Origin of the sequence: Bartonella sp. AP331QHHD, assembly GCF_042195905.1 — a bacterium.
GTDB lineage: Bacteria > Pseudomonadota > Alphaproteobacteria > Rhizobiales > Rhizobiaceae > Bartonella.
Genome location: NZ_JBHIPG010000010.1, coordinates 52,152 through 76,019, shown reverse-complemented (window position 1 = coordinate 76,019; position 23,868 = coordinate 52,152). Strand labels below are relative to the sequence as shown.

The following is a 23,868-nucleotide window of genomic DNA, read 5'->3' as shown; positions in this document are numbered from 1 at the left end:
TAGTATACTTTATGCCTTTTTTCATGAAAAAATTCTAAAAATGATGTAATTATTTTTAGAAAATCGATGTTCATTAACAATACTATAAATACCTCAATATTCTTACATCCAAAATGCATACTGTAGATTCTACATAGTATAAAAAAACATCCATTTTATACTAAAATCATACTTTTTTTTTACCATTTTCTAAAGGATGAGATTATTAATTACACACAATATCATTATCCTTCTAAATCTTGTCCCCAAACAAAAATTCTCAATCATTTTATTTAAAAATTGCTCTTCCCCTACTGATTTCTATATTATCATCTGCCTTTATTGCAAAACGGTCTTTATTAGGAAAAGTTATAAAACATCCCTTCATACAAATTGTAATTGTTTGATGAGTATTTAAAGAAATTTTTGAAGGTATACTTCCTTCAACAACAATAAGAGATTGCATCTTTAAATCAGTATTCTTCACTGTTGCAGCAAAAGCTGTTATGGTAAAAATACTTAATAGAATAACTGTAATCAAAATATAAGTATATTTCAGCATTCTAAGATTCCTTCCTCAGCAAAACGCTTATATAGGCTAAATTGAAGAGCATTGGTTACATGAGAAGATGAGGTAATATTAGGCACATAAATAGCCAAATTAAAGGAAAAACTCTTACGATCAAATGCTGTAAAACTCACCTGTGGGATAGGATTTTTTAAAACGCCTTCTGTCGCAGAAGCAATCTCTAACAAAATTTCAGCAACATGCTCTGGAGCAACCTTAGATGATACAGTAACTGGTATATCAATTCGTCCTACTTTATTACGTCGTGTCCAATTACTAACGTTGTTATTAATAAGGCTTGAATTGGGAATAATAATCGTCTTACGCTGAATTGTCTCAAGTTCCGTTGCACGCACACTAATACGCTTAACAACCCCCCCTACTGATCCAGATTCTATATAGTCCCCTATTTTAAATGGTCTTCCAACTAAAATAATAAGTCCAGAGACAAAGTTTTGGACAATATTCTGTAAACCAAAACCTATACCAAGTGAAAGTCCTCCAGCAATAAGAGCGAAATTTCTAAGATCCAAACCTGCCATTGATAATCCGGTCAAAGAAGATACAACAACGCCTCCATAACTTATCACTGTTTTGATAGAATTACGTATACCAGAATCGAACTCTCCATGAACCAACACCACATTATCTAACCAACCAATAAATCGGCGAATAAGAAACCAGCAAACACAAAAAGAAATAATTCCTGTTACAAGAGAAATCAAAGAAAGACTAATATTTCCAATCTGAAAACCGGTCACCGATTGCCACAAAACTGCTTTTAAATCAGAATAGGAAAATCCAAACTGTACAGCAATTGGCATTGCACAAAATATAACAACAAATAAATTGAGAAAAACGCTCACAAAAACTCCCAATTGATTCATCGTTTTTTCTTCTAAATGAAACCTCTGCATCAAAAGATGACCAACCGTTGTTTTCATAAATTGGTCTTTAGTTCCAAGTGCTTGAGCGCTTTGTATTCCTAAATACATGAGAACTAAAAATGCTCCATCAATCATAATTTGCTGCGTAATAAAACGCGCAAGTCCAACGTAACCTAAAAAATTCAATACAAAGAGCAGTAACCCCAAGCCAATAAGAGGAATGCGTATATAAAATGGCCAAAAGTATGGCTCTTTTTTTTCTTCTTGAACACGCCTACGTCTAAACCGCAAAGGTACAAATGATATTATAAATAGCAATATCGCTACAAGAAAAACAGCAATAAAACTTTTAGCAATTGTTAAAGATAGAGGCGCTGAAATGATTTGATAAATACTATCAAGAACAGCGTCAAATGCCAAAATACCCCCTAAAGAAGTGAGTAAAATCACTAATTGATAAGCAGACGATGATGTAATCTTGAGAAGACCTACATGGGGCCTATTCGATGATAGAAGAACAACAGCTAATCGATTGATTAAAAATAATAAAATAATTTGACAACCTATCATATCAAAAACTGTTGTAAGCTTACCTGGATCTAAGTTAAAACTACGAAACAAAAACAACACAAGATAAACGCAAAGAATACATACAAGTGAAGGTAAGAGAACTGAAATAAAGGCGATCAATAAGCGTTGTAAATAAGATATTTCCTCATTAGACTTCGTAAAGTGGCAATACACATGAACAAGAACTTTTTGAGAAAAATACGAAAGTCCCAAAGTAATAAAAAGTGGAATTAAAAAGCAAAGAAATAGTTGTAAAAACTTGAAGTAAAATATAAAATTCCACCAAGAATTTAACAACACAAGAAAATCTGATGAAGCCTCTTTTGTTTTTTGGACGAGATGTTTAACCATCGGAATCGAAAACTCAAGCCTATACGTAAGCGTGCGTTTAAAAAGCTCCCGAGATTGAGAAATAGAAAGTTCAGCTATTCTATTTGCCGCTAAGAAAATTGCTTCAAAACGAAGCATGATACTGTTAATTTTAGCTTTTTGCTCTATCAAGTAGGAATATTCCTTCACTGAGCTTTTCAGTTTTTTCACGTCACGATGGAGCTCCATTAATTGATCAAGAAGTGTATTAATTTCATTAAGAGTAGGACGCAAAACAAATGCTGCCTCAATAGCACGTTCACTGATATCTTGTGCACGTAACCGTAATTCTTCTAAAGCACGCTCATCTTCTGGTTTTCTGTCAAAATCTCTTTTTAAAGTTTCAGTATTTTCTTCAAGAGTCTCAATAATCAACTGTTGTTGCTGAATAATTTCATCAACTGAATAAGAAGCTATCGTTTGTTCGACAATTGTATTTTGTGCCCCCCTATTACCCCATGCACCAGAATTAAATACAAAGATAATCCCCAAAAGAAGGAAAAGTATGTGGATGTTTTTTCTACAAAATGAATACATATCTACCTTATGAGCACAAAAGGGATTTTATTTTTCTCTTTTAAATATGGTATAAAGTAGATATTTTCAACTTTTATAGAATAATCTTATAAAAGCTTTCCCTTATCCTATAATACTGGTAATAAGATAAAAGAATGATAAATAAGCTGAACTCAATAAGATTAAAGAAGGCACTCTAGCATGTTTTTTTTGCACCTTTATTGCAAAAAAGAAGATTTTCTTCCTTTGACAACCTGGATTTTTCTATCCAGTTTAGGTGTATTCTTGACGAGCAACCTAGAAACACGTGCTTATTTAATCAAACAATCACACACCAATAATGTCATTAAAACGAATAGATTTGATTTACATCATAAGTGTGATCAGGTGAATGTTACCACAACTGAAAACAAAAAACTTGTAACACTCCATACAGAATCTATTTTTATGAGGACCTTTCAAAAAATCCTAACATTGGATTTCTTTTTAATAAAGATTCCAGCTGTTGACACACGATTTCGTAACGTTAAAACACAATATTTCTCAAATAAACGCGCTCCTCCCAATGAACATACTTAATTCTCTTCCTTGAATATAAAAACGATCATCTTATTTTACTTGTGCTTTTAACTTTGAATAACTGTTAGATTGCCTATTTACGGAATATATCATGCGTACACCTGGTTGGTTAACTACCCTTTATTGTTTTATTCTTTTAAGCAGCATTTATGTTGCCTTACCCAATTTATTTTCACACGAACAAGTTAAAAACTCGAAATTCTTACCCGACACCCGTGTAGCACTTGGTCTTGACCTTCAAGGAGGCTCTTCTCTCCTGCTCGAGGTTGATAGCAAAACGTTAAAACGCGATCAGTTACATATAGTTTTAAGCAATGTGCGCAATGTATTGCGTGAAAAACAAATCCGCACCTCAAGTGTGCGTATCGTTGAAGATAGCGTTATTGCCCTTATTTCTGACCCATCGCAAACTGAAAAAGCACTCTCTGCTTTGAAAACATTAATAACCCCCATACACAGTAGCTTTGGCACAACAGAACATAACATCACGATCAGTGCTCAAAATGAAACTCTCCGCGTCACATTAACAGAAGCTGGTATAAAAGACCGTGTCAGCAATGCTATTGAACAAAGCTTAGAAATCATCCGTCGTCGTATAGATCAAGTTGGTGTTTCAGAACCAGCCATCCAAAAGGTCGGAAATGATCGTATTATGGTCCAATTGCCTGGACTACAAGATCCAAAACAACTGCGTGATCTTTTAGGAACAACCGCTAAGATGAGTTTTCATCTTGTTCCTTCTAATGTGGACCCCAATAACCCCCCTATAGGTGTTTCTATTCTCCCTGGATACACTGATGCAACACAACATTATGCAATTTATGATCAAATTGCTTTAGATGGAAATGTCCTGAAAGATGCCCGTGCAGGTTTTGACCCCCAAATACCAGGACGTTCCATTATTTCATTTACGCTAGATTCCGCTGGTGCAAAAATATTTGCCGATATAACACGACAAAATATTAACCGTCCTTTTGCCATTGTTCTGGATAATAAAGTTTTAACCGCTCCGACCATCAATAGTGTCATTCCCAATGGACAAGGTCAAATTACAGGAAACTTTGACCCCAAAGAAGCCTCAACTCTGGCTGCTCTGCTTCGTGCTGGTTCCCTCCCCGCACCACTCACGGTCATTGAAGAGAGAACCGTAGGTCCAAATCTTGGTGCTGATGCTATCCAAATGGGACTTTACACCGGCATAATTGGCTTTATTCTTGTTGCAATTTTTATTTTTCTTCTCTATCGTATTTGGGGATTAATTGCCAATATAGCACTAGCTCTGCACACAATTTTAACATTTTCTGCACTGAGTCTTTTGGGAGCTACGCTTACGCTGCCTGGTATTGCTGGTATTATTTTAGGCATCGGTATTGCCGTTGATGCTAATATCCTTATCAATGAACGTATCCGTGAAGAAAGTCGAAAAGGTGTGGGTGCTTTTGCAGCCCTAGATCGTGGATTTAAACACGCTTTTGCAACCATTGTTGATGCAAATGTTACAGCAATTATAGCGACCGTCTTACTATTTTGGTTCGGGACCGGTCCCGTTCGTGGTTTTGCCGTAACAATGTTGCTTGGTATTATCATCTCCATGTTTACAAATATCACCATTGTACGCATCATCATGATTTGGATCGTTCGTAAATGGAAAATTAAAAAATTGCATATTCACTCTGCTTTCAACATCATGCCACAAAACACAACTTTCCACTTTATGAAAGCACGTTTCATTGGTATTGGCGTCTCAATTGTTTTATCAATGGCTTCAGTTTTTCTCTTTTTTAAGCCTGGATTGAATTTTGGTATTGATTTCATTGGCGGAAGCCAAATGAGTATTACCACGAAAGGACCAGCAGATCTAGCAACTCTGCGTTCCAAGCTTTCTACTCTTAATATTGGTGAAGTTACCTTGCAAAATATTGATAACGAAAATACCGTATTAATTCGCATGCAGAAACAAAGCGGTGGCGAAGCACAACAAACCACCGCCATTGATAAGGTCAAAACAGCTGTACAAAATATCTATCCCGATACCACATTCGATCAAATAGAAGTTGTTGGTCCCAAAATTTCAGGTGAGCTTGCCACAGCTGCTTTTACTGCTGTTATTCTTGCGGCTATTGCCATGTCTCTCTATATATGGTTACGCTTCGAGTGGTTCTTTGCCATTGGAGCAATTATCACTCTCATTCTAGACACCACAAAAATGATTGGCTTTTTTGCTTTATTTCAATTTGATTTTAATTTAACGGCTATCGCCGCACTCTTAACAATTGTTGGATATTCTATAAATGATAAAGTTGTCGTCTATGATAGGATGCGCGAAAATATGCGTCTTTATAAAAAAATGCCGTTGCGCGAGCTGATTGATCTGTCAATTAATCAGGTTCTTGTACGTTGTTTTTTTACATCAGCCACAACAATTCTTGCGATGCTCCCCATGGCGATATGGGGTGGAAGTGCTGTTCATAATTTTGCATTACCCATGGTCTTTGGGATTATTATTGCAACATCATCCTCTATCTTTATTGCTGCTCCTATTTTACTCCTGCTAGGAAATTGGTGGCGTGAGCGAAATAATCGTGCAAATATCAAAGTGAAATAAAAATGCCCTTTAATGCGTATGGTACATCTCGCCTCTCTTCTCATAGAAATATAGTCGTTTTCATTCATTCGCTTTTTGATCAAGAATAGTAAATAATCCATGCTCCACGACACACCACTTATCACAACTATTGTTGCAGGCTTATGTTTAGCATTTCTCTTGGGAATGATTGCTAGCCGTTTACGTATTTCACCCCTTGTAGGCTATTTGTTAGCTGGTGTTATTGTGGGACCCAATACAGGCGGATTTAAAATAGATTCCGTCATCATTAATCAACTTGCTGAAATTGGTATTATTTTGCTGATGTTTGGTGTTGGGCTCCACTTTTCATTAAAAGACCTTTTATCTGTCAAAGCTATTGCTGTCCCCGCTGCTATTGCACAAATGGCATTTTCTACTTTTCTAGGTTTGTGCCTTGGTCTGATTATGGGATGGGGCTTTAGTGGTAGTTTGATTTTCGGTCTTGCTTTATCCATAGCAAGTACCGTTATCCTGCTACGTGCTTTGCAAGAGCGTCATCTTATTGAAACAGAAAAAGGACGCATTGCCGTTGGATGGTTGATTATTGAGGATTTAGCAATGGTCCTTATACTTGTCCTCATCCCTTCCTTGGCAAGTGCCCTCAGCAATACCAAAAAAGAAGCGTTGGATCCTCTTGTTCAATGGTTGGATTTAAGTATTTGGGGTATTTTTGGTCTCACCATCCTGAAGGTAATTGTATTTATTGCACTTATGCTCGTCATTGGGCGACGCGTTATCCCATGGCTTTTAAAAATGAGCGCACAATCGGGATCACGTGAATTATTTCGTCTTAGCGTCTTTGCTATTGCATTAGGAGTAGCTTTCGGAGCCGCTCATTTATTTGGAGTTTCTCTTTCTCTTGGTGCTTTTTTTGCTGGTATGGTCATGAGCGAATCAGAATTAAGCCACCGTGCCGCGGAAGAATCTTTACCACTGCGCGATGCTTTTTCTGTTCTCTTTTTTGTTTCTGTAGGCATGTTATTTGACCCCGAGAAACTCTTAACTCATTTTTTCCCTCTCTTAGCAACCTTATTCATTATCGTAATCGGAAAATCTGCTGTTGCCTTTTTCATCGTTAAAGCTTTTCGCTATTCTAATGCAACAGCTTTGACTATTTCTGCAAGCCTTGCCCAAATCGGAGAATTTTCCTTTATCCTTGCTGGTTTAAGTTTAAGCTTAGGACTTTTAAACAATGACGCTCATGATTTAATTCTTGGAGGAGCAATTTTTTCTATTTTGCTCAATCCTCTTGTTTTCATTGCCTGTAATAAAATTAAAAAACGTCTAGAAAAAAATTCTGCATCTTCACAAAATACCCAAACAATTATTGATATTGATCCACAAGATCCTGACCAAGATTTTTTACCGATGACCTTAAAAAACAACCATATCGTAATTATTGGCTATAGTCGTATCGGTAAGTGTGTTGCATTATCTTTAATAAATAGAGGTGAACCTATAGTGATCGTAGAAGAATCAAAACGCCTCTCTGATAAAGCGATTGCAGATGGCTTTGAGGCTATTTGCGGCAATATCATTCAACAAGAAATAATGAACGCAGCAAATATAAATAATGCACATAAAGTTGTTATTACAATGCGAAGTACCATTGAAGTAGGAGAATGTATCGTGAATATCCGTGATATGAAGAAAGATATCCAGATAATCACACATGCATTATCCGACACAGAAACAACATATCTCATTGATTTAGGTGCTGATGTTGTAGTAACAGATGATGAAGAAATTGCCAATGGCATTATAGAGTATATAACAGAACGAAGATCTGTAAGGAATATGCTCAATCATGAAAATTTACAGAAAACATAAAATGGATACAGAATCGTGAAAATAAAGCAATTTATATGGCCATTGATTGGTATCTTAGCAATGCTGGTATCTATTCGAATTCTTTATATGAAGCTCTCTGCCATTTCATTTGGGGATGTATTGGAGCGCTTGAGCAATTTAAATGCACAGCACTGGTTATTAGCCTGTTTATGTTCTCTCCTAGCTTATGCTGCTCTTGCTGGATATGATCGAATTGCCTTGCAACATCTAGGCCATAAAATTTCTTGGATTTTTATCGCTATATGTTCATTTACAACCTACGCTCTTTCACACAATATCGGTGCTTCAGTTTTTTCTGGTGCCGTTGTACGCTATCGCGCCTATAAAATGAAAGGATTAAATGGAACAGAAATCGCGATATTAGTAGGTTTTTGCTCTTTTACTTTTGTAATCGGCACAATCTTACTTTTGGGAATCGTTTTGGTGCTGCAACCCGAAATTATCACCCTCATTCATAAAGAACTTCCTGAATGGCTCGGAACAACGGCTGGAGCAATTTTACTCAGCTGTATAGCACTTTATACGTTTGGCAGCTGGCTTCAGTTAAAACCCTTACGCTTGGGTAAAAAAATTCAACTTTCCTATCCACGACTGAAAATTGTTATTCAACAGCTTCTCATTAGCCCTCTAGAGCTTTTAGGAGCAGCAGGAATTATATATGCTGTTCTCCCACATAACGCAGATATTCATTTTATATCTGTTCTTGGTGTTTTCCTAGCGTCTTTTACGATAACTCTTCTCTCTAATGCTCCAGCAGGAGGAGTAGGAGTTCTTGAAGCTCTCTTCATAACAGGCATGCCCAATATAAATCCAACCGATGTTATTGCAGCACTTATTGTTTTTAGAATGTTTTATTTGATTATACCGCTCATCCTTTCATTATTTGTGGTCGTCATTTTTGAGGCGCAACAATATTGGAAAAGAGCCCCCAAAACACCACCTGAATAAATAAAAGGCTATCAATTACTTCTTTTTGTGTGCCTATATAAGAACAGAACACCATCGTGTTACCAATTTACATATCTTTTTTAAGAAAACTCTCTCAGTGCTCTTCCCCATTACACAACAATACCCGTGAATGGTATAATAGTAAAGCTATTGTTGCACCATTATCTTTATACTTAATAAAAGAGCAAGCCTGCGCCATTATACTATTTTTCCAATGTTATGATAACTTTTAGCACTTAAGAACATTAATGAGAATTATTTTTATGCCTTTCTTCAATAGTCTTTATCCACACGTTAATCCCATTTATGATGTAAAAATGAATGATTTTAATTAATTCATTATAAGAGGGATTGAAACAAAAGAAGTTTATGATAGTAAAGTTTTTTATCTAACAAATAATAATCAATTCTTTATAAATCAATATATTATAATGAGTTCGAGCGGCTTTCTTAATATTTATATTTTTAGAGGTTAAGCTAATGGAAAGACAGCATAGCGTAACCACACAGCTTAATATTTTAAAACTTTAAGCCTCATTAAAGCCTATTGTCTTTCGTTTAACAGGTATTAGCTTTAAACAATTAAACTGATCTAATTTTATTACTTGTATGTCCAGCTAACTACTTTATTTTAGCTTGATTTACCCTCTTGGAATACTGATGATTGTTACAGAAGTTTTTTGTTTAAGCGGGAGAGTTATCAAAAAATATCCACGCTGCTGACACAACTAAAGTGTAAAGTTTCTTCTGTCGTTAAACAATATGTTAAAAATCCAAAAAAAAATTAATCAATTTATATTAAAAGAAGTGAAAACTGTTGATTTTTATACCCCTTTAAATAACACAATTGTCGGTAAGAGGCTTCTCCTTACCAATTGCAACTTAAAAAAAGAAACAATACGCATTAAAAGATCTTTAAATGTCCTTTGGAAGTTCTTTGAGTCCCCTAAAAAGTACAAAAACCGATGACTAAGCTATATCAACAATCTTCACTTTTAAACAAACAGATATGGGGAAATCCTACTGCCCAATTTTATTTAGCAACTCGTACCTTAAAAAAAATTACGCAATCAATAAGTTATTTACGGTATAAAATAAAATGGTGGGTGATGAGGGGATCGAACCCACGACCCGCTGATTAAGAGTCAGCTGCTCTACCGACTGAGCTAATCACCCATAAGCTTCTCAAAAGACGAGAATGAGCGTTTCTATAACGCTCCTAAGGATAGATGTCCAGATATTTTGTTGTTTGTTATATAAACTCATTGTCTGTAAGGTTAAAAATATGATATTCACCACTTGATCTTATATAAAAATAAACCCATTATAAGAGGCTTTATAAATAAATGTTCTGATTGTTATACAGAACCTATAGTTAGAGGATTATCGAGCATAATGCCCGAGCGAAAATTAGAGGAACCTTCTTGTGGTTGTAAGCGGGATGGGGCATCGTTTTGTTTTATCAACAATCACATGCATTCAAGCAATATTGTGCTGTTTTTTTCTTTGAATATAAGTTTTTTATATTCAATGTTCATGATCCAATATACGAATAAAAGCCTATGAATTTTTTTTGTCAATCGCGCGCTTTTAAGCTTCTAAAAGGTAATGAATGATGGAATGGATCACTGATCCCCATGCGTGGTTTGGTTTGATCACGCTGGTTTTTCTCGAAATTGTTTTAGGAATAGATAACCTTATCTTTATTGCAATTTTAGCTGAAAAATTGCCACTGCATTTGCGTGACCGCGCACGCTTTATAGGTCTTACTTTAGCATTAATTATGCGGCTTTTCCTTCTTACCGTTATTGGATGGGTTATGAGACTCGATAGGGTAATTCTTTCACTTTCATCTTTTGTATTTAGTTGGCATAGCTTTATTTTAATCGGTGGTGGAGCCTTTTTGCTCGCAAAGGGAACGCTAGAATTACATGAAAGGTTAGAAGGAGTATCACATGAAAGAAAAACAGGCGTTGGTTATGCTGTTTTTTGGCAAGTAATCGTCCAAGTCGTGGTGCTGGATGCTGTTTTTTCACTAGACAGTATTATTACCGCAACAGGTATGATTGCAAAAGAGCAGGCAGCAGTTATGTATATCGCAGTCATAGCTGCTATGGGAGTAATGATGTGCGGATCTGGTGCTCTTATGCGTTTTATTAATCGTCATCCCACTATTGTAATCCTTTGTCTTGGTTTTTTGATGATGATTGGTTTTACTCTCATTGTTGAAGGATTTGGTTTTCATATTCCAAAAGGGTATTTGTATGCTGCTATTGGTTTTTCTGTTCTCATCGAAGCTTTTAATCAAATTGGACGTCGTAACCGTGAAAAAATGATTAAAACGAATGATCTACGCAGTAGAACAGCTGATGCTGTTTTGAGGCTCTTAGGAGGAGGAAGCAAAGATAGTCACCTTGCTGAGACTGTAGATGTTATTGCTGAACAGGCCGCAGCTTCTGAGTTGTTTAGACCAGAAGAAAAGGAGATGATTCGTGGTGTTCTCGATTTAGCTGATCGCCCTGTTCGCTCTATCATGTCGCCGCGTAATGAGATTGAGTGGTTAGATTTAAATGCTGATGAAAATGAAATGCGTGAAGAATTACAAAAGGTTAAACATAGCCGCTTAATTCTTGCGCGTGAAAAAGTGGATGAATTTGTTGGCGTTGCGTTGACAAAAGATCTTCTTTTGAATTTGGCTGAGGGGAAAAAGATTAATTGGAAAAAAGCTATGCGAGAACCCCTCGTTGTTCATGAAAATACAAGTGTTTTACGATTGATGGAGCAATTACGTCATTCTTCGATTCAGCTTGCAATTATTGTTGATGAGCATGGATCTTTTGAAGGAATTGCAACACCAACCGATATTCTTGAAGCTATTGCAGGAGACTTTCCTGATGACGATGAAGAACTCATGATCGCAGAACAACTTGAAAATGGCAGTCTTCTTGTTGAGGGATATGCTGATATCCGCCGTTTAAGTGGTTATCTTGGGCGTAATCTTGTGGATGAAGCAGATCGTTATACGACTCTGGCAGGCTTTATGCTTTGGCAGTTTGGTCATTTACCAAATGAGGGAGAAAGCTTTGAAACTGATGGTTTACACTTTAAAGTGATTGAAATGGAACGCAGAAACATATCTAAAATCCTTATTTCTCCACTTGTATCACCAGAAAAAAGCTAATTCTTTTTATAAGCAAAATGAATAAAAAGATTTTTTTATGATTAAAAATTGAAAAAAATCAGAAGTTGATGACTTAATTGCATTTCATTATTTATATTTTTTTAAGCGTAAAATAATGAACATACAAAAGTTATGTTATCAATGAACTTTCCATTATAAAAAATTTTCATTGATGATTGACGAAAAGCTGGAAGAGAGAAAATGGTGCAAAATTATTTGTCAATGGTCATTAATCTCAAAACAATGAATATATACAACATATTGATTTATAATAATTATTTATTACAATATTACCTTCACATCAAGAAAGCCTCTTTCAAACATCAGATTTCCGCCAATGGATAAAACTCCACCATTGTTGAGTTCACTCAACTGATGATGGCATCTTTAAACCAGACTCTGGCTCCTATAATCTTTTTAGATCTTCTTGATATTTCTTAAGGAGCTATTCCTTATCTTTTGTTTCGATAAATTTAGCTATTTTTTTCCTTCCAAGAATGAGACTCAACCTCTCTGGAAAGGCCCTTATTAAGAACTTTGTTTTTCTTCTAGATAGCTCATATTTTTGCTACTTTTTAATTAAAGCGTAGCTGAGCTGCTTAGATTTCACCACTTCTTTGACTAAAGCCAATGCACGTTCAGATGAATCTGTTGGGTATTTTCATCAAAGCCTAAATGATCCTCTGCACTGAAACTTTGATAATAAGATTGTAAGGTTGCAACATCACCCAATAAAGACAGTGCACCAATATGAAGTAAGCTATAATCTGCATCATATACCTTGATAACCTTTATGTGCCTCCAACTTCATTCTTTCGCCAAGATGGTGCTCCATATCTGGAATAAAAGCATTTATGAAGATCAATTCTTTCTATCGCCTATTTCAAGACATAATCAAGCTTAATTCCAACCAATCTGCATATATTCCTTCTTCACAAACTCTCAACCCCTTTTTATAAAAATCAAGTTGTAGATCTTGTAAGTGCTGAGAATTGATAGGGATCAATTGCAGATAAAATACCAGTACTAATCGAAACTCCAACATCAAATTACGGATAACCTTTGATAATTGCGTCATTATAAAGAATTTGTACTTCACAATCTGGTAGTTGATAACGTGCTGAATAATTATCTAACTCTTTAATTTTTTCAACAGACCAATCAAGATTTTTGAAGAACACTGTTGCACTCTCCATGATTAAAAAATTCTTTGCTCTACCTCAAAAGAGGTTGTATCCATATCAAAAGTCAAAAGCGAAGCAGATTTTTGCAAACAAAAGTGATAATGCCGTGTAAGAGAAGAATCTTATCAATAAGGTCTTTGGTGATTTCTTTTGCAACGTCTAAACGAGATGGAATCTTATTCATAAAAAATATAATAAAGTCAATAGTTTGCGTGAAATTATTCTATATGAATCCCATTTAAAATCTACACTTTTATACGTGATTTAATTAACCATTTTCATAAACAATTACCATGTATGGATAGACCATAAAACGCATGTAAACATTCAAATGAAGTGAACGCAGCTATCATTCATAACAGTTCATAAATTTTATGATACGTTTTTATCACACACAAATCGCATTATTAAAAACGTAATCGTTTGAAATTATCGATAACATAAATTGCATGCGTTTAAAAAATGGTATGGGGTTTACTCTTTTTTTGAGCTAAACCTTAAAAGAAATAATCATTTGAAACTATCATAGAATAGGTTTTAATTCATTAAGGGCACATAAAAGGATTTAAAGACAAGTCGATTTTAAAGCGCCGCTTACTAAAAAGTTAGTTAATAATAAGCAGACATTATATAGATACTATCATCACAACAGGTAATGAAATTGATAATGTTATGTCGTAGAAATCAAAAGATTTTTAATGATATAATGCAGGAAAACAAGCAAAAAACGTTTTAAAAGTTACAGTTTTAAAATACGAAACCAAATGAAGTCCCCTCAAATTTGAGGATACTTATTAAGACAAAGATAAGTAGATAAATTTCAAAAGGATTGCAATCATATTACAAAGGCATGGTGTTTTACTCAATTTTGAGTCAAAAGCGACAATGTTTAAAGAATGCTCTATTCTAAAGTTAACGAACTCGAATTTGAGCTGGTTAATTTTGCCAGCCCAAATATGGACCGGCTTATTTGCAGAGAAATTAAGTTTAAATGCAAAGTGAAAATACGCTTATGAGAACCTCACTAAATGAACGTTTAAACGTTTAGAGACATAAAATGATATCTCTATAAATACATTTAAAACCTAGATTTATAACAGTTTAAAAGCCTTAGATTTTATAAAAAGCGGTTGTTTATTGTCTTATGAAAAGCTGCTTTTAAAAACCAATGTTCGTAAATGTAAACAACGGGTTTTGTTACAAATATTCACTTAATACGCATTTTCTCTTGAGAGTCTTGATATGAACCTACCAAGCATTGAGACATTTTGATAATGTACTTTGTGTCAAATGACCACCTCAAAAATGAGAGCGTTATTCTTAATACGTTTTATAGCCATAAAAAAGTGTTTATAGGTTCTGTAATTCAAATGAGTGATTAAAGATCATATCTGTCATTTACGTTCCTTTTGATCAGTTTTAATCAATAGAATAGAGCGTTTGCAATATGATACGTTTTGTATACATGCATTCATTATTGACTTCTTTTGTATGATCTGTAGTACCTCTATTTAAAAGCAGCGTCATATCAATTGGCACAGCTTTCTTTTATGATGCGTTTATAACCATCAAAGAAGCACCCTCCACGTCTGTCATTTATTCTGTTTATCAATCTTGATAACATCATCACTTTCATAAACCTCTCAATTTATGGGAACCGAATATAAATCGCTATGTCTTTTTATTCTTGCATTGCCATATACATTACTTCTAATCACGATATAATCAGGAGATCTTGGCATAGCCATAAACAGAGCCGTAGACCTTAGTATGACACCCCACGCTAGCATTGCCGTAAACCTTGCCTAACAACCGCATGATCATAAACCGCGGCATTGCTATGAATACGTGCACTACCGGATAATTTTGCATTCCCATAAACCCGCGCTTAATGATAAACTCAAACGTTATAAGAAAGATGAGCATTGTCATAAACATGAACACCAAAATACACATGGGTTTTATCACATATAAGGGTATTGCCATACACATAGCCACCAATGGCAGCATTGCCATAGCCCCTTATATTTTCATAAACACAACCAGATTTTACAACACAGACATTATCAGCAACCCAGCAATTACCATCATGAGAGAGATTGCTTTCATTTTCAATAAAAGCCATCCAGATCGCTTTTTTTACATCACCAAAATCGTTTAAAGCACGAATGCGATAATATATATATATACATGACCAGTCACGAAATCCATTTGATTGATCTATTCATATTTTGGATGGTTTTTTCTGATTAACAGGAGCGGTTTCATTTGCAATGAAAGAAATAACGGAGGTGTTTTTTGATATAGTTATCATAATTAAACCTGTATGTTTTTAAAAGTTTTGAACAGACATTAAGCCAGCTCCAAACCAAATGTTTGTTGCATCAAGCGCTCTGTTCAAACTAATAATAACATATTCATTACCTAGTAGTAGAATACCAACTCCTACACCTGCATAAAGCGAAGCAATAATCCGCCCATATGGCTATGCTGTATGACTATAATAGAACCCAAAACCATCATTGCTACACTCGCAACACCAGCAGCAAAACGGATCAAAAGGACTAAGTGTTAACGCCATGAAAATAATTAAGTGCACTCATCACTATAGCTGCACAAGATAGTATGCGAGGAGCAAGAAATATAATCCCAATTACTGCCAAACGTAAAGAACATACTCCCAACTAAATAACCACCATAATTAGTGTTCGGTATATAAGAAAGTTGATTAAAGCTAAACAATCCTTCATCCAACATAACTGGCAGTATTGGTGTATAGAGAAATCACCAGATACCCATATCAAAACCATATCGAATACAGCATTTTGAAACAATTCAAATCTTGACGGTTGTTTTTTCCCCCTTATTATTCCTTTAACTGGTGATATTCCTCATCTGCGTTCCATATCACCATAACAGCCTTTAACTCCAAAAATAGAATAAAAGCAAATTTAGCTATCTATTTTAATGCTCAAAACAATATATTTAGCGATCTACTATCAACATCGCCAGATCAGTTGTACAATAACATATTGAATTAAATGTACTTTTTAAATGTTTATAGTTAAATTGAAAGCATATTTAGATAACCTTGCTTTTTTATCTCGATATTCAAAATGACTAACCGAAAAATTATATACGCAGCCGTAAATTTTACTTCTCTTAAAATCATTTGCTTATTCGCTGCAAAACTTAATAAACAACTCAAATAACCATTTTCATAAAAGAGGAAATTGGCTTCTTTTTAGGTAATCTTGTTATTTAGGATGATATGAAGTTGAAGAATTTGGTGCACCCGACAGAATTCGAATCTGTGACCTCTGCCTTCGGAGGGCAGCGCTCTATCCAGCTGAGCTACGGGTGCTTCACACTGATTATTAAAATCAGTTATGGTCTTTTAACTAATCATACTCTTAGCTTCAATGCTAAATTATCATTCTAATAAAAAAATTACTCGTTTGTAATTTATCTAACGACGCATTCCTTTTACTGTTTAATGATACTTTACCTTGAAATAACTTCTCTTTATTCAATGCTCTTTTTATTATAAAAAGAGCTTTTATTACAACTTCAAAACTCTCAAAAATAAGTTACAACATAAATTATAAGTATCAGGATAATTTTTAAATGGCTACATTACCAAGTCGCTTTCATTTTATTTCCGCAGAAACTGAGGAGGCTATCAAAGCTACCCATAAATTAATTTCCGTTTATGGTCATTCTTCTCTGGAAGAAACTGATATTGTTGTTGCAATCGGTGGTGATGGGACAATGTTACAAACCGTACGAGATGTCATGAACACAGGCAAACCTATTTATGGTATGAATCAAGGTTCTGTAGGATTTCTTATGAATGAATTTCATGAAAAAAAATTGCCCAATCGTATTGCTGCCGCACATAAAAAAGAAATCCATCCCCTGCGCATGATTGCAAAATCTGAATGTCAAGATTCTATCGAGGCGCTTGCAATTAATGAAGTATCCCTCTTTCGGCAATCTTATCAAGCGGCAAAAATTCGCATCACCATTGATAACAACGTACGCATGGAACAATTAAGTTGTGATGGTGTCCTCGTCGCTACACCAGCTGGATCAACCGCCTATAATTTATCAGCACAAGGACCTATCTTACCTCTTATGGCTCCCCTTATGGCCCTCACTCCCGTTAGCCCTTTTCGCCCTCGGCGTTGGCATGGAGCTTTGCTTCCCGATACAGTAACAGTGCGCTTTGATATGCTTGAACCTGACAAACGCCCTGTAAACGCTGCTGCAGATAATATTGAAGTTAAATCTGTCCATTCAGTTACTATTTCAATGGCAACAGAAGTAACAGCTTCAATCCTTTTTGACTCAAATCATTCATGGGATGAGCGCATTTTATCAGAACAATTTCGCTATTAATGATTGTATTATGCGTTTTATATGTATATGATTGTTATAGTTAGTTTTTTTGTGAAAACATCTTAACACTTTTAAAGAGTGTAGAATATTGGTTATAATCATCATTAGATAGCGCAGTTAAAATCACAGAGCAGTTGATAAAAAAATGATACCATCTTTAAACAGTTTTGATGATTTAGGTCTTTCCGCAAAGGTTATTAATGCGGTGAAATCAGCGGGGTATACAGCTCCGACACCTATTCAAAGTGAAACAATTCCGCATGTCCTTCAAAGAAAAGACGTTTTAGGAATCGCCCAAACGGGAACAGGTAAAACCGCCTCTTTCGTATTGCCTATGCTCACTCTCCTTGAAAAAGGTCGTGCAAGAGCACGAATGCCCCGTACACTCATCTTAGAACCAACAAGAGAAATTGCAGCTCAAGTTGAAGAAAATTTCGATAAATACGGCATAAATCATCGTTTAAATGTTGCTCTTTTGATTGGTGGAGTTTCTTTTGAACTCCAAGATCGCAAACTTGAACGGGGAGCTGATGTTCTTATAGCAACACCAGGGCGCCTTCTTGATCATTGCGAGCGCGGTAAACTGCTCCTGATGGGCGTTGAAATCCTTGTGATTGATGAAGCTGATCGCATGTTGGATATGGGCTTTATTCCTGATATTGAACGTATCTGTAAGCTAACCCCTTTTACGCGTCAAACTTTGTTCTTTTCTGCAACAATGGCGCCAGAAATTACAGAACTAACGAAACAATTTTTACATTCTCCCGTATCTGTTGAAGTTACAAAAGCTTCCTCAACAGCTACCACAATTACACAACGGCTTGTCAAATCTGGAAATAAATCATGGGATAAAAGAGCGGTTTTACGAGAGCTTATCCAAAATGAAGGTGCAGAGCTTCAAAATGCAATCATTTTCTGTAATCGAAAGAGAGATATTTCTGAACTTTTTAGATCGCTCATCAAACATAACTTTAATGTAGGGGCACTTCATGGAGATATGGACCAATATTCGCGCATGAACACCCTAGCTGATTTTAAAAATAATAAACTTACACTTCTTGTTGCTTCTGATGTTGCTGCCCGTGGACTCGATATTCCAGCTGTAAGTCATGTATTTAACTATGATGTTCCTACACATGCTGAAGACTATATCCATCGAATTGGTCGTACAGGGCGTGCAAATCGTAGCGGAAAAGCCTTTACAATCGTTACAAAAGCTGATCAAAAATATATCAATGCCATCGAGGAAATGAGTAATGAAAAAATTGAATGGCTCAATGGAGATCTCTCAACTTTAATAGCCGATGATCAAACAGAAGATATTGTTGTAAAGAAAAAATCTTCAAAACCATCAAAGAAAACTACTCCAAAAGAGACTGTTGCTCACACTAAAAAATCTGTAGAAGAGAATAAAACAGAATATATCAAAAATGCAAATAATAAGGAGAAGCCATCTGAGCAACAACGCTCACGAAAAAATAAGAATTACACACCTATTGGATTTGGTGATGATATTCCTGCTTTCATGCTTATAAAAACGTGTAAATAAACCCGTTCTCTACTCTCTTTTAGAGTGAAATGAACGAAATACTTTTAAAAAATCCGCTCTTATTTCCTAGAGAGCCTTTCCGTTACCTTTTCACGCCCTAAAAGCTGCAAAATTTTTCCCATTTCAGGTCCATGATCCATGCCCGTAAGTGCCTGACGTAATGGCATAAATAAAGCTTTTCCTTTTCGACCTGTTTTTTCTTTTAATGCTGTTGTCCAAATTTTCCAACTTTCCTCATTCAAAGCACCTTCAGGTAAGAAATCGAGTGATTGGTGCACAAAAGCACGATCCTCTAGTGCTACTGTATCAAAATTCTGTTCATCATGAATGATTTTCCACCAAAAAACAGCATCATTGACTTTATTAATATTGCTTCTTATCGCGTTCCAGAAATATTCCGCCTTATCTCCCTCAATAGAAAGTTTTTTAAGGCGCATTTTTACTTCCTCATAGGTTAACTCATGGACAAGATGACTATTCAAAGCAAGAAGATCAGCAATATCAAATTTTGCAACGGATCTTGACGTATCTTGGAGATTAAAATGCTCTAAAAGCGCAGCTTGATTGGGATAGGGATGCACATTTTGCGATGTCCCAATCAAAACGGCAAGGCATTGAACAGCTATAGATTCAAATCCTTCTTCCCGTAGAGAACGAATAGAAAGATCATTATTACGTTTTGAAAATCCTTTTCCTAAAACTGTCGCCAATAAATTGGTATGAGCAAAAACCGGTAATTCTGCATTAAGAGCTTTAAAAAGAGCAATTTGAGCGCCTGTATTTGTAATATGATCATCCCCACGAATAATATGCGTAATAGCCATATCTACATCATCAACAATAGACGGCAATGTATAAAGATAGGTTCCATCTTCACGAATAAGAACAGGATCTGAAAGAGAAGCTAAATCAATCGTCTGCTTTCCCTTTATTGCATCATTCCAGCAAACTTCTGTTCGCTTTGTGTGTAAAGGATCACTTTCAAAATTAGGAAGAAGAAAACGCCAATGGGGTTTACGACCTTGTGATTCAAAGTTTTTTCTCTCTTCTGTTGTCAACTTCAATGCTGCACGGTCATAAACAGGAGGCAATTTGCGTGAAAGCTGGATTTTACGACGCCGCTCTAATTCCTCTGTTGTCTCATAACAAGGATAAAGAAGGCCACGTTGTTTGAGAATTTCTGCCACTTCATCATATCGATTAAATCGCTTGGATTGGTAATAAATTGCATCTGGTTGAATACCAAGCCATTCAAGGTCAACAGCAATAGCATCGATATATTCTTGTTTAGAACGTTCAATATCTGTATCATCATAGCGTAAAATAAATTCTCCCTTATACGCTTGCGCATAAAGCCAGTTGAAAAGCGCAATACGGATATTGCCAATATGAATATAACCTGTTGGAGAGGGAGCAAAACGAACTTTAACCATAAAATAATACTCAATTTTTATCGCGAAAATGATTGACTATAGGATAGCGACGATCGCGTCCGAAATTTTTGTAACTGATTTTTACACCAGGCGCAGATTGACGCCTTTTATATTCGGCACCATAAAGAAGCTGTTCAACTTTCGCAACAGTTTCTCGTGAATGTCCACGTTTAACAATATCACAAATACTCATGTCATTTTCTACAAGATATTGTAATATATCATCTAAAATAGGATAAGGCGGAAGAGAATCTTCATCTTTTTGATTTTCCCGCAGCTCTGCAGAGGGTGCTTTTTCTATAATATTGGATGGAATGATCATTCCTTCTGGTCCTCTCAAATTGTGCAAGTGATTTTTATTGCGCCACTCCGCTAATGCATAAACCTGCATTTTATAAATATCTTTAAGAGGATTAAACCCGCCATTCATATCCCCATACAGTGTTGCATATCCCACAGCCATTTCTGACTTATTGCCTGTCGTTACCACCATTGAGCCGAATTTATTTGAAAGCGCCATTAAAAGTGTACCGCGTATACGACTTTGAAGATTTTCCTCTGTGACGTCAGAGGGTAACCCTGAAAAAACAGGTGCCATTGTCTTTAAAAAAGCCTCAACAGGTTGTGCAATCGGTATGATTTCATAACGACATCCCAAAAGATCAGCACATTCTTTGGCATCTTTTAATGATTCTTGCGAAGTATAATGATAGGGCATCATAATGGTGCGAACCCTCTCAGCACCAAGAGCATCCACCGCCATTGCCGTACACAGGGCTGAATCAATTCCTCCTGAAAGACCAAGAATAACATCCTTAAAGCCGTTTTTATTAACGTAATCTTTCAACCCCAAAACACAAGCTTGATAATCAGCCGCTAATCCATTGAGAAGTCTTTCATTAGGACCTGAAATACAGTGCCATCCCGTCGTTGTTTTTTGCCAATGGCTTAAAGCAATATGGCTATCAAAGTGTTTCATTTGAAATATCTTTTTGCCTTGTCCATTCAAGGCAAAAGACCCACCATCAAAAACGAGCTCATCTTGACCACCTACTTGATTAGCGTAGATAATTGGCACTCCAGATTGTAGAGCCTGTGTATGAACAACGTCTATACGTTTTAATGTTTTATTACGATAATAAGGAGATCCGTTAAGGACAAGAATAATTTCCGCTCCTTTATCTTTAAGCTCTGTACTAAGAGAGGAATCATTCCAAAGATCCTCACAAATGACTATTCCTAATTTAATTCCATGATAGACAATAGGCTGAGGACGTGGACCTGAAGAAAATAAACGCTTTTCATCAAATTCAGCATAATTAGGTAAATCAAACTTCAAACATTCGGCAATGACTCTCCCTTCATCAAGAACCATGACAGCGTTGTAAATATTACCATTGCGCCTTAATGGAAGACCAATGACAATTCCTGGTCCGCCTACGGTTATCTTTGCTAATTTCTCAACAGTCTCTTCACATGTTTTTGTAAAAGCAGGTTTTAGAACAAGATCTTCCGGCGGATAAGCACTTATAAAAAGTTCCGTGAATAAAACAAGATCAGCCCCCTCTTCTTTGGCCTTTTGATGCGCCATGACAGCTAAAGAAAAATTCCCCTCAATATCACCGACAATAGGATTTAATTGGGCAATTGATACCCGAAAATCATTTTTCATAAGCCTTTGTATCATTTCATCAGTTTAGCAACCACAACTTTATTCTTCATCATCGGAAACATCATTTTTTAAAATTCTTTTCTGCCATAATGACCTAAAAATATTAGGCAAATTTTTGCCTACCCCCCAGCAGCAATTGCTAACGATTCAGTCACGCGATTTTTTTTAAGGAGTTCAGCAACAAGAAAAGCCAATTCTAACGCTTGATCTGCATTTAACCGTGGATCACATTGCGTATGATAACGATCAGATAAATCGTCCACAGAAATGGCGTGCGCCCCTCCTGTACATTCAGTAACATCACGACCTGTCATCTCAATATGAATGCCTCCTGGATAAGTTCCCTCTCCACGATGCACTGCAAAAAAATTCTCTACTTCTTTTAAAACATAATCAAAAGGACGCGTCTTATAACCATTGGCAGTAATTGTATTGCCATGCATTGGATCACATGACCATATAACCGCACGCTTCTCGCGTTCAACAGCACGGATGAGTTTAGGCAGATAACTTTCAACTTTATCATAACCAAAGCGCGTAATGAGAGTAAGCCGCCCCAACTCGTTTTCAGGATTTAAAATATCAATTAATTTTAAAAGCTCATCAGGCTCAATGGAAGGACCACATTTTAATCCTATAGGATTCTTAATGCCGCGACAATATTCAACGTGAGCATGGTCAATCTGACGCGTACGGTCACCAATCCATAACATATGACCAGATGTTGCATACCAATCTCCTGAAGTTGAATCAATCCGAGTCAAAGCCTCTTCATAACCAAGCAACAGTGCTTCATGACTGGTATAAAAAGATGTTTCACGCAATGAAGAATGTGTTTTGGATGTAATCCCTATAGAACGCATAAAATCAATTGCTTCAGAAATACGCTCTGCCAATAATTCATAACGTTCTCCCTGCGGACTGTTAGAAACAAAACTCAACATCCATGTGTGAACATTTTCTAAATTAGCATAGCCACCTTGTGAAAAAGCACGCAATAGATTAAGTGTTGCCGCAGATTGGCGATAAGCCATAGACATCCGTTGCGGATCTGGAATACGAGAACCGGCTTCAAATTCAATGCCATTAATAATATCCCCACGATAAGCAGGAAATTCAACTCCCTCTTTTCTTTCAATATCAAAAGAGCGAGGCTTTGCAAATTGACCAGCAATACGACCAATTTTAACAACCGGTTTAGAACTACCAAAGGTCAAAACAATCGCCATTTGCAAAAATACACGAAAAAAATCACGAATATTATCAGCTTCATGTTCTGCAAAGCTTTCGGCACAATCACCACCTTGCAATAAAAAAGCTTGGCCTTTCGCAACGGCTGCTAATTCATTTTTTAAATCACGTGCTTCACCGGCAAAAACTAAAGGAGGATACCTTCTCAGTTTTCGCTCAACATCTTCTAACATAGACTTATCCGGATAAGTCGGAACTTGTTTAATTGGCCTTGTTCTCCAAGTGTCAGGCGCCCATTCTTTTATCATTACACTCTCTCTAAAGATTAATCTTACAGATTAGCATATCAAAAGCTTTTTACCGC

At 36.0% G+C, this 23,868-nt stretch carries 17 protein-coding genes and 2 tRNA genes; 7 read left to right on the top strand and 12 right to left on the bottom strand.

All coding sequences use genetic code 11. The features are described 5' to 3' along the window. Nucleotides 1-268: 268 nt before the first annotated feature. Together ACFIMS_RS01420 and ACFIMS_RS01415 are read right to left on the bottom strand one after the other, a co-directional pair. The gene (locus ACFIMS_RS01420) at nucleotides 269-541 is read right to left on the bottom strand and encodes a hypothetical protein (protein WP_375675692.1); all 273 of its coding nucleotides are present in this window, start codon (nucleotides 539-541) and stop codon (nucleotides 269-271) included. Next, complete coding sequence (locus tag ACFIMS_RS01415) at nucleotides 535-2,910, bottom strand: mechanosensitive ion channel domain-containing protein (protein WP_375675694.1); 2,376 nt, start codon at nucleotides 2,908-2,910, stop codon at nucleotides 535-537. Before ACFIMS_RS01415 ends, ACFIMS_RS01420 begins: the two co-directional genes overlap by 7 nt. Nucleotides 2,911-3,090: 180 nt before the next feature. Between ACFIMS_RS01415 and ACFIMS_RS01410 the strand changes: the two genes are divergently transcribed. From ACFIMS_RS01410 to ACFIMS_RS01395, 4 genes are all read left to right on the top strand, one after another. After that, a complete protein-coding gene (locus ACFIMS_RS01410) occupies nucleotides 3,091-3,468 on the top strand; it encodes a hypothetical protein (protein WP_375613487.1) in 378 nt (125 codons plus the stop codon). A 91-nt stretch (nucleotides 3,469-3,559) separates the two neighbouring features. Further along, nucleotides 3,560-6,073 carry a protein translocase subunit SecD gene (secD, locus tag ACFIMS_RS01405; RefSeq protein WP_375681406.1) on the top strand — a complete coding sequence of 838 codons (2,514 nt, stop codon included), beginning with the start codon at nucleotides 3,560-3,562 and terminating at the stop codon, nucleotides 6,071-6,073. 99 nt (nucleotides 6,074-6,172) lie between these two features. After that, complete coding sequence (ybaL, locus tag ACFIMS_RS01400; RefSeq protein WP_375613485.1) at nucleotides 6,173-7,924, top strand: YbaL family putative K(+) efflux transporter; 1,752 nt, start codon at nucleotides 6,173-6,175, stop codon at nucleotides 7,922-7,924. A 15-nt stretch (nucleotides 7,925-7,939) separates the two neighbouring features. After that, a complete protein-coding gene (locus ACFIMS_RS01395; RefSeq protein ID WP_375613484.1) occupies nucleotides 7,940-8,893 on the top strand; it encodes a YbhN family protein in 954 nt (317 codons plus the stop codon). A gap of 1,100 nt (nucleotides 8,894-9,993) precedes the next feature. Here ACFIMS_RS01395 and ACFIMS_RS01390 read toward each other — a convergent pair. Beyond that, nucleotides 9,994-10,069: transfer RNA gene (locus ACFIMS_RS01390), tRNA-Lys, on the bottom strand. Nucleotides 10,070-10,505: 436 nt separating this feature from the next. On the opposite strand from ACFIMS_RS01390, the gene ACFIMS_RS01385 reads away from it, so the two are divergent. Further along, nucleotides 10,506-12,074, top strand: a complete 1,569-nt coding sequence (locus ACFIMS_RS01385) for a TerC family protein (protein WP_375612149.1) — start codon at nucleotides 10,506-10,508, stop codon at nucleotides 12,072-12,074. 621 nt (nucleotides 12,075-12,695) lie between these two features. Here ACFIMS_RS01385 and ACFIMS_RS01380 read toward each other — a convergent pair. The 6 genes from ACFIMS_RS01380 to ACFIMS_RS01355 all read right to left on the bottom strand — a co-directional run bounded on the left by ACFIMS_RS01380 (nucleotide 12,696) and on the right by ACFIMS_RS01355 (nucleotide 16,622). Beyond that, nucleotides 12,696-12,824 carry a hypothetical protein gene (locus tag ACFIMS_RS01380; protein ID WP_375629689.1) on the bottom strand — a complete coding sequence of 43 codons (129 nt, stop codon included), beginning with the start codon at nucleotides 12,822-12,824 and terminating at the stop codon, nucleotides 12,696-12,698. A gap of 299 nt (nucleotides 12,825-13,123) precedes the next feature. Continuing rightward, nucleotides 13,124-13,270 carry a hypothetical protein gene (locus ACFIMS_RS01375; protein WP_375696312.1) on the bottom strand — a complete coding sequence of 49 codons (147 nt, stop codon included), beginning with the start codon at nucleotides 13,268-13,270 and terminating at the stop codon, nucleotides 13,124-13,126. Between the two features lie 1,888 nt (nucleotides 13,271-15,158). Next, the gene (locus ACFIMS_RS01370) at nucleotides 15,159-15,383 is read right to left on the bottom strand and encodes a hypothetical protein (RefSeq protein WP_375638426.1); all 225 of its coding nucleotides are present in this window, start codon (nucleotides 15,381-15,383) and stop codon (nucleotides 15,159-15,161) included. A gap of 207 nt (nucleotides 15,384-15,590) precedes the next feature. Beyond that, nucleotides 15,591-15,695: a hypothetical protein gene (locus tag ACFIMS_RS01365; RefSeq protein WP_375613508.1), complete on the bottom strand. Its 105-nt coding sequence runs from the start codon at nucleotides 15,693-15,695 to the stop codon at nucleotides 15,591-15,593. A gap of 152 nt (nucleotides 15,696-15,847) precedes the next feature. After that, on the bottom strand, nucleotides 15,848-16,015 hold the full coding sequence (locus ACFIMS_RS01360; RefSeq protein WP_375629647.1) for a hypothetical protein: 168 nt from the start codon (nucleotides 16,013-16,015) through the stop codon (nucleotides 15,848-15,850). Nucleotides 16,016-16,545: 530 nt separating this feature from the next. Beyond that, nucleotides 16,546-16,622, bottom strand: a tRNA-Arg gene (locus tag ACFIMS_RS01355). 263 nt (nucleotides 16,623-16,885) lie between these two features. Between ACFIMS_RS01355 and ACFIMS_RS01350 the strand changes: the two genes are divergently transcribed. After that, a complete protein-coding gene (locus ACFIMS_RS01350; protein WP_375612145.1) occupies nucleotides 16,886-17,659 on the top strand; it encodes an NAD kinase in 774 nt (257 codons plus the stop codon). 145 nt (nucleotides 17,660-17,804) lie between these two features. Further along, nucleotides 17,805-19,208, top strand: a complete 1,404-nt coding sequence (locus tag ACFIMS_RS01345) for a DEAD/DEAH box helicase (protein WP_375682809.1) — start codon at nucleotides 17,805-17,807, stop codon at nucleotides 19,206-19,208. Nucleotides 19,209-19,267: 59 nt separating this feature from the next. Here the strand turns inward: ACFIMS_RS01345 and gltX are convergent, their stop codons facing one another. The 3 genes from gltX to ACFIMS_RS01330 form a co-directional block, all read right to left on the bottom strand. Continuing rightward, nucleotides 19,268-20,641, bottom strand: coding sequence for a glutamate--tRNA ligase (gene gltX / locus ACFIMS_RS01340; RefSeq protein ID WP_273790689.1), 1,374 nt, complete (start codon nucleotides 20,639-20,641; stop codon nucleotides 19,268-19,270). Between the two features lie 10 nt (nucleotides 20,642-20,651). Beyond that, entirely contained in the window at nucleotides 20,652-22,313 is a 1,662-nt protein-coding gene (locus ACFIMS_RS01335; RefSeq protein WP_375629641.1) for an NAD+ synthase, read from the bottom strand. Nucleotides 22,314-22,432: 119 nt separating this feature from the next. Beyond that, the gene (locus ACFIMS_RS01330; protein WP_375696311.1) at nucleotides 22,433-23,812 is read right to left on the bottom strand and encodes a class II 3-deoxy-7-phosphoheptulonate synthase; all 1,380 of its coding nucleotides are present in this window, start codon (nucleotides 23,810-23,812) and stop codon (nucleotides 22,433-22,435) included. Nucleotides 23,813-23,868: the final 56 nt, after the last annotated feature.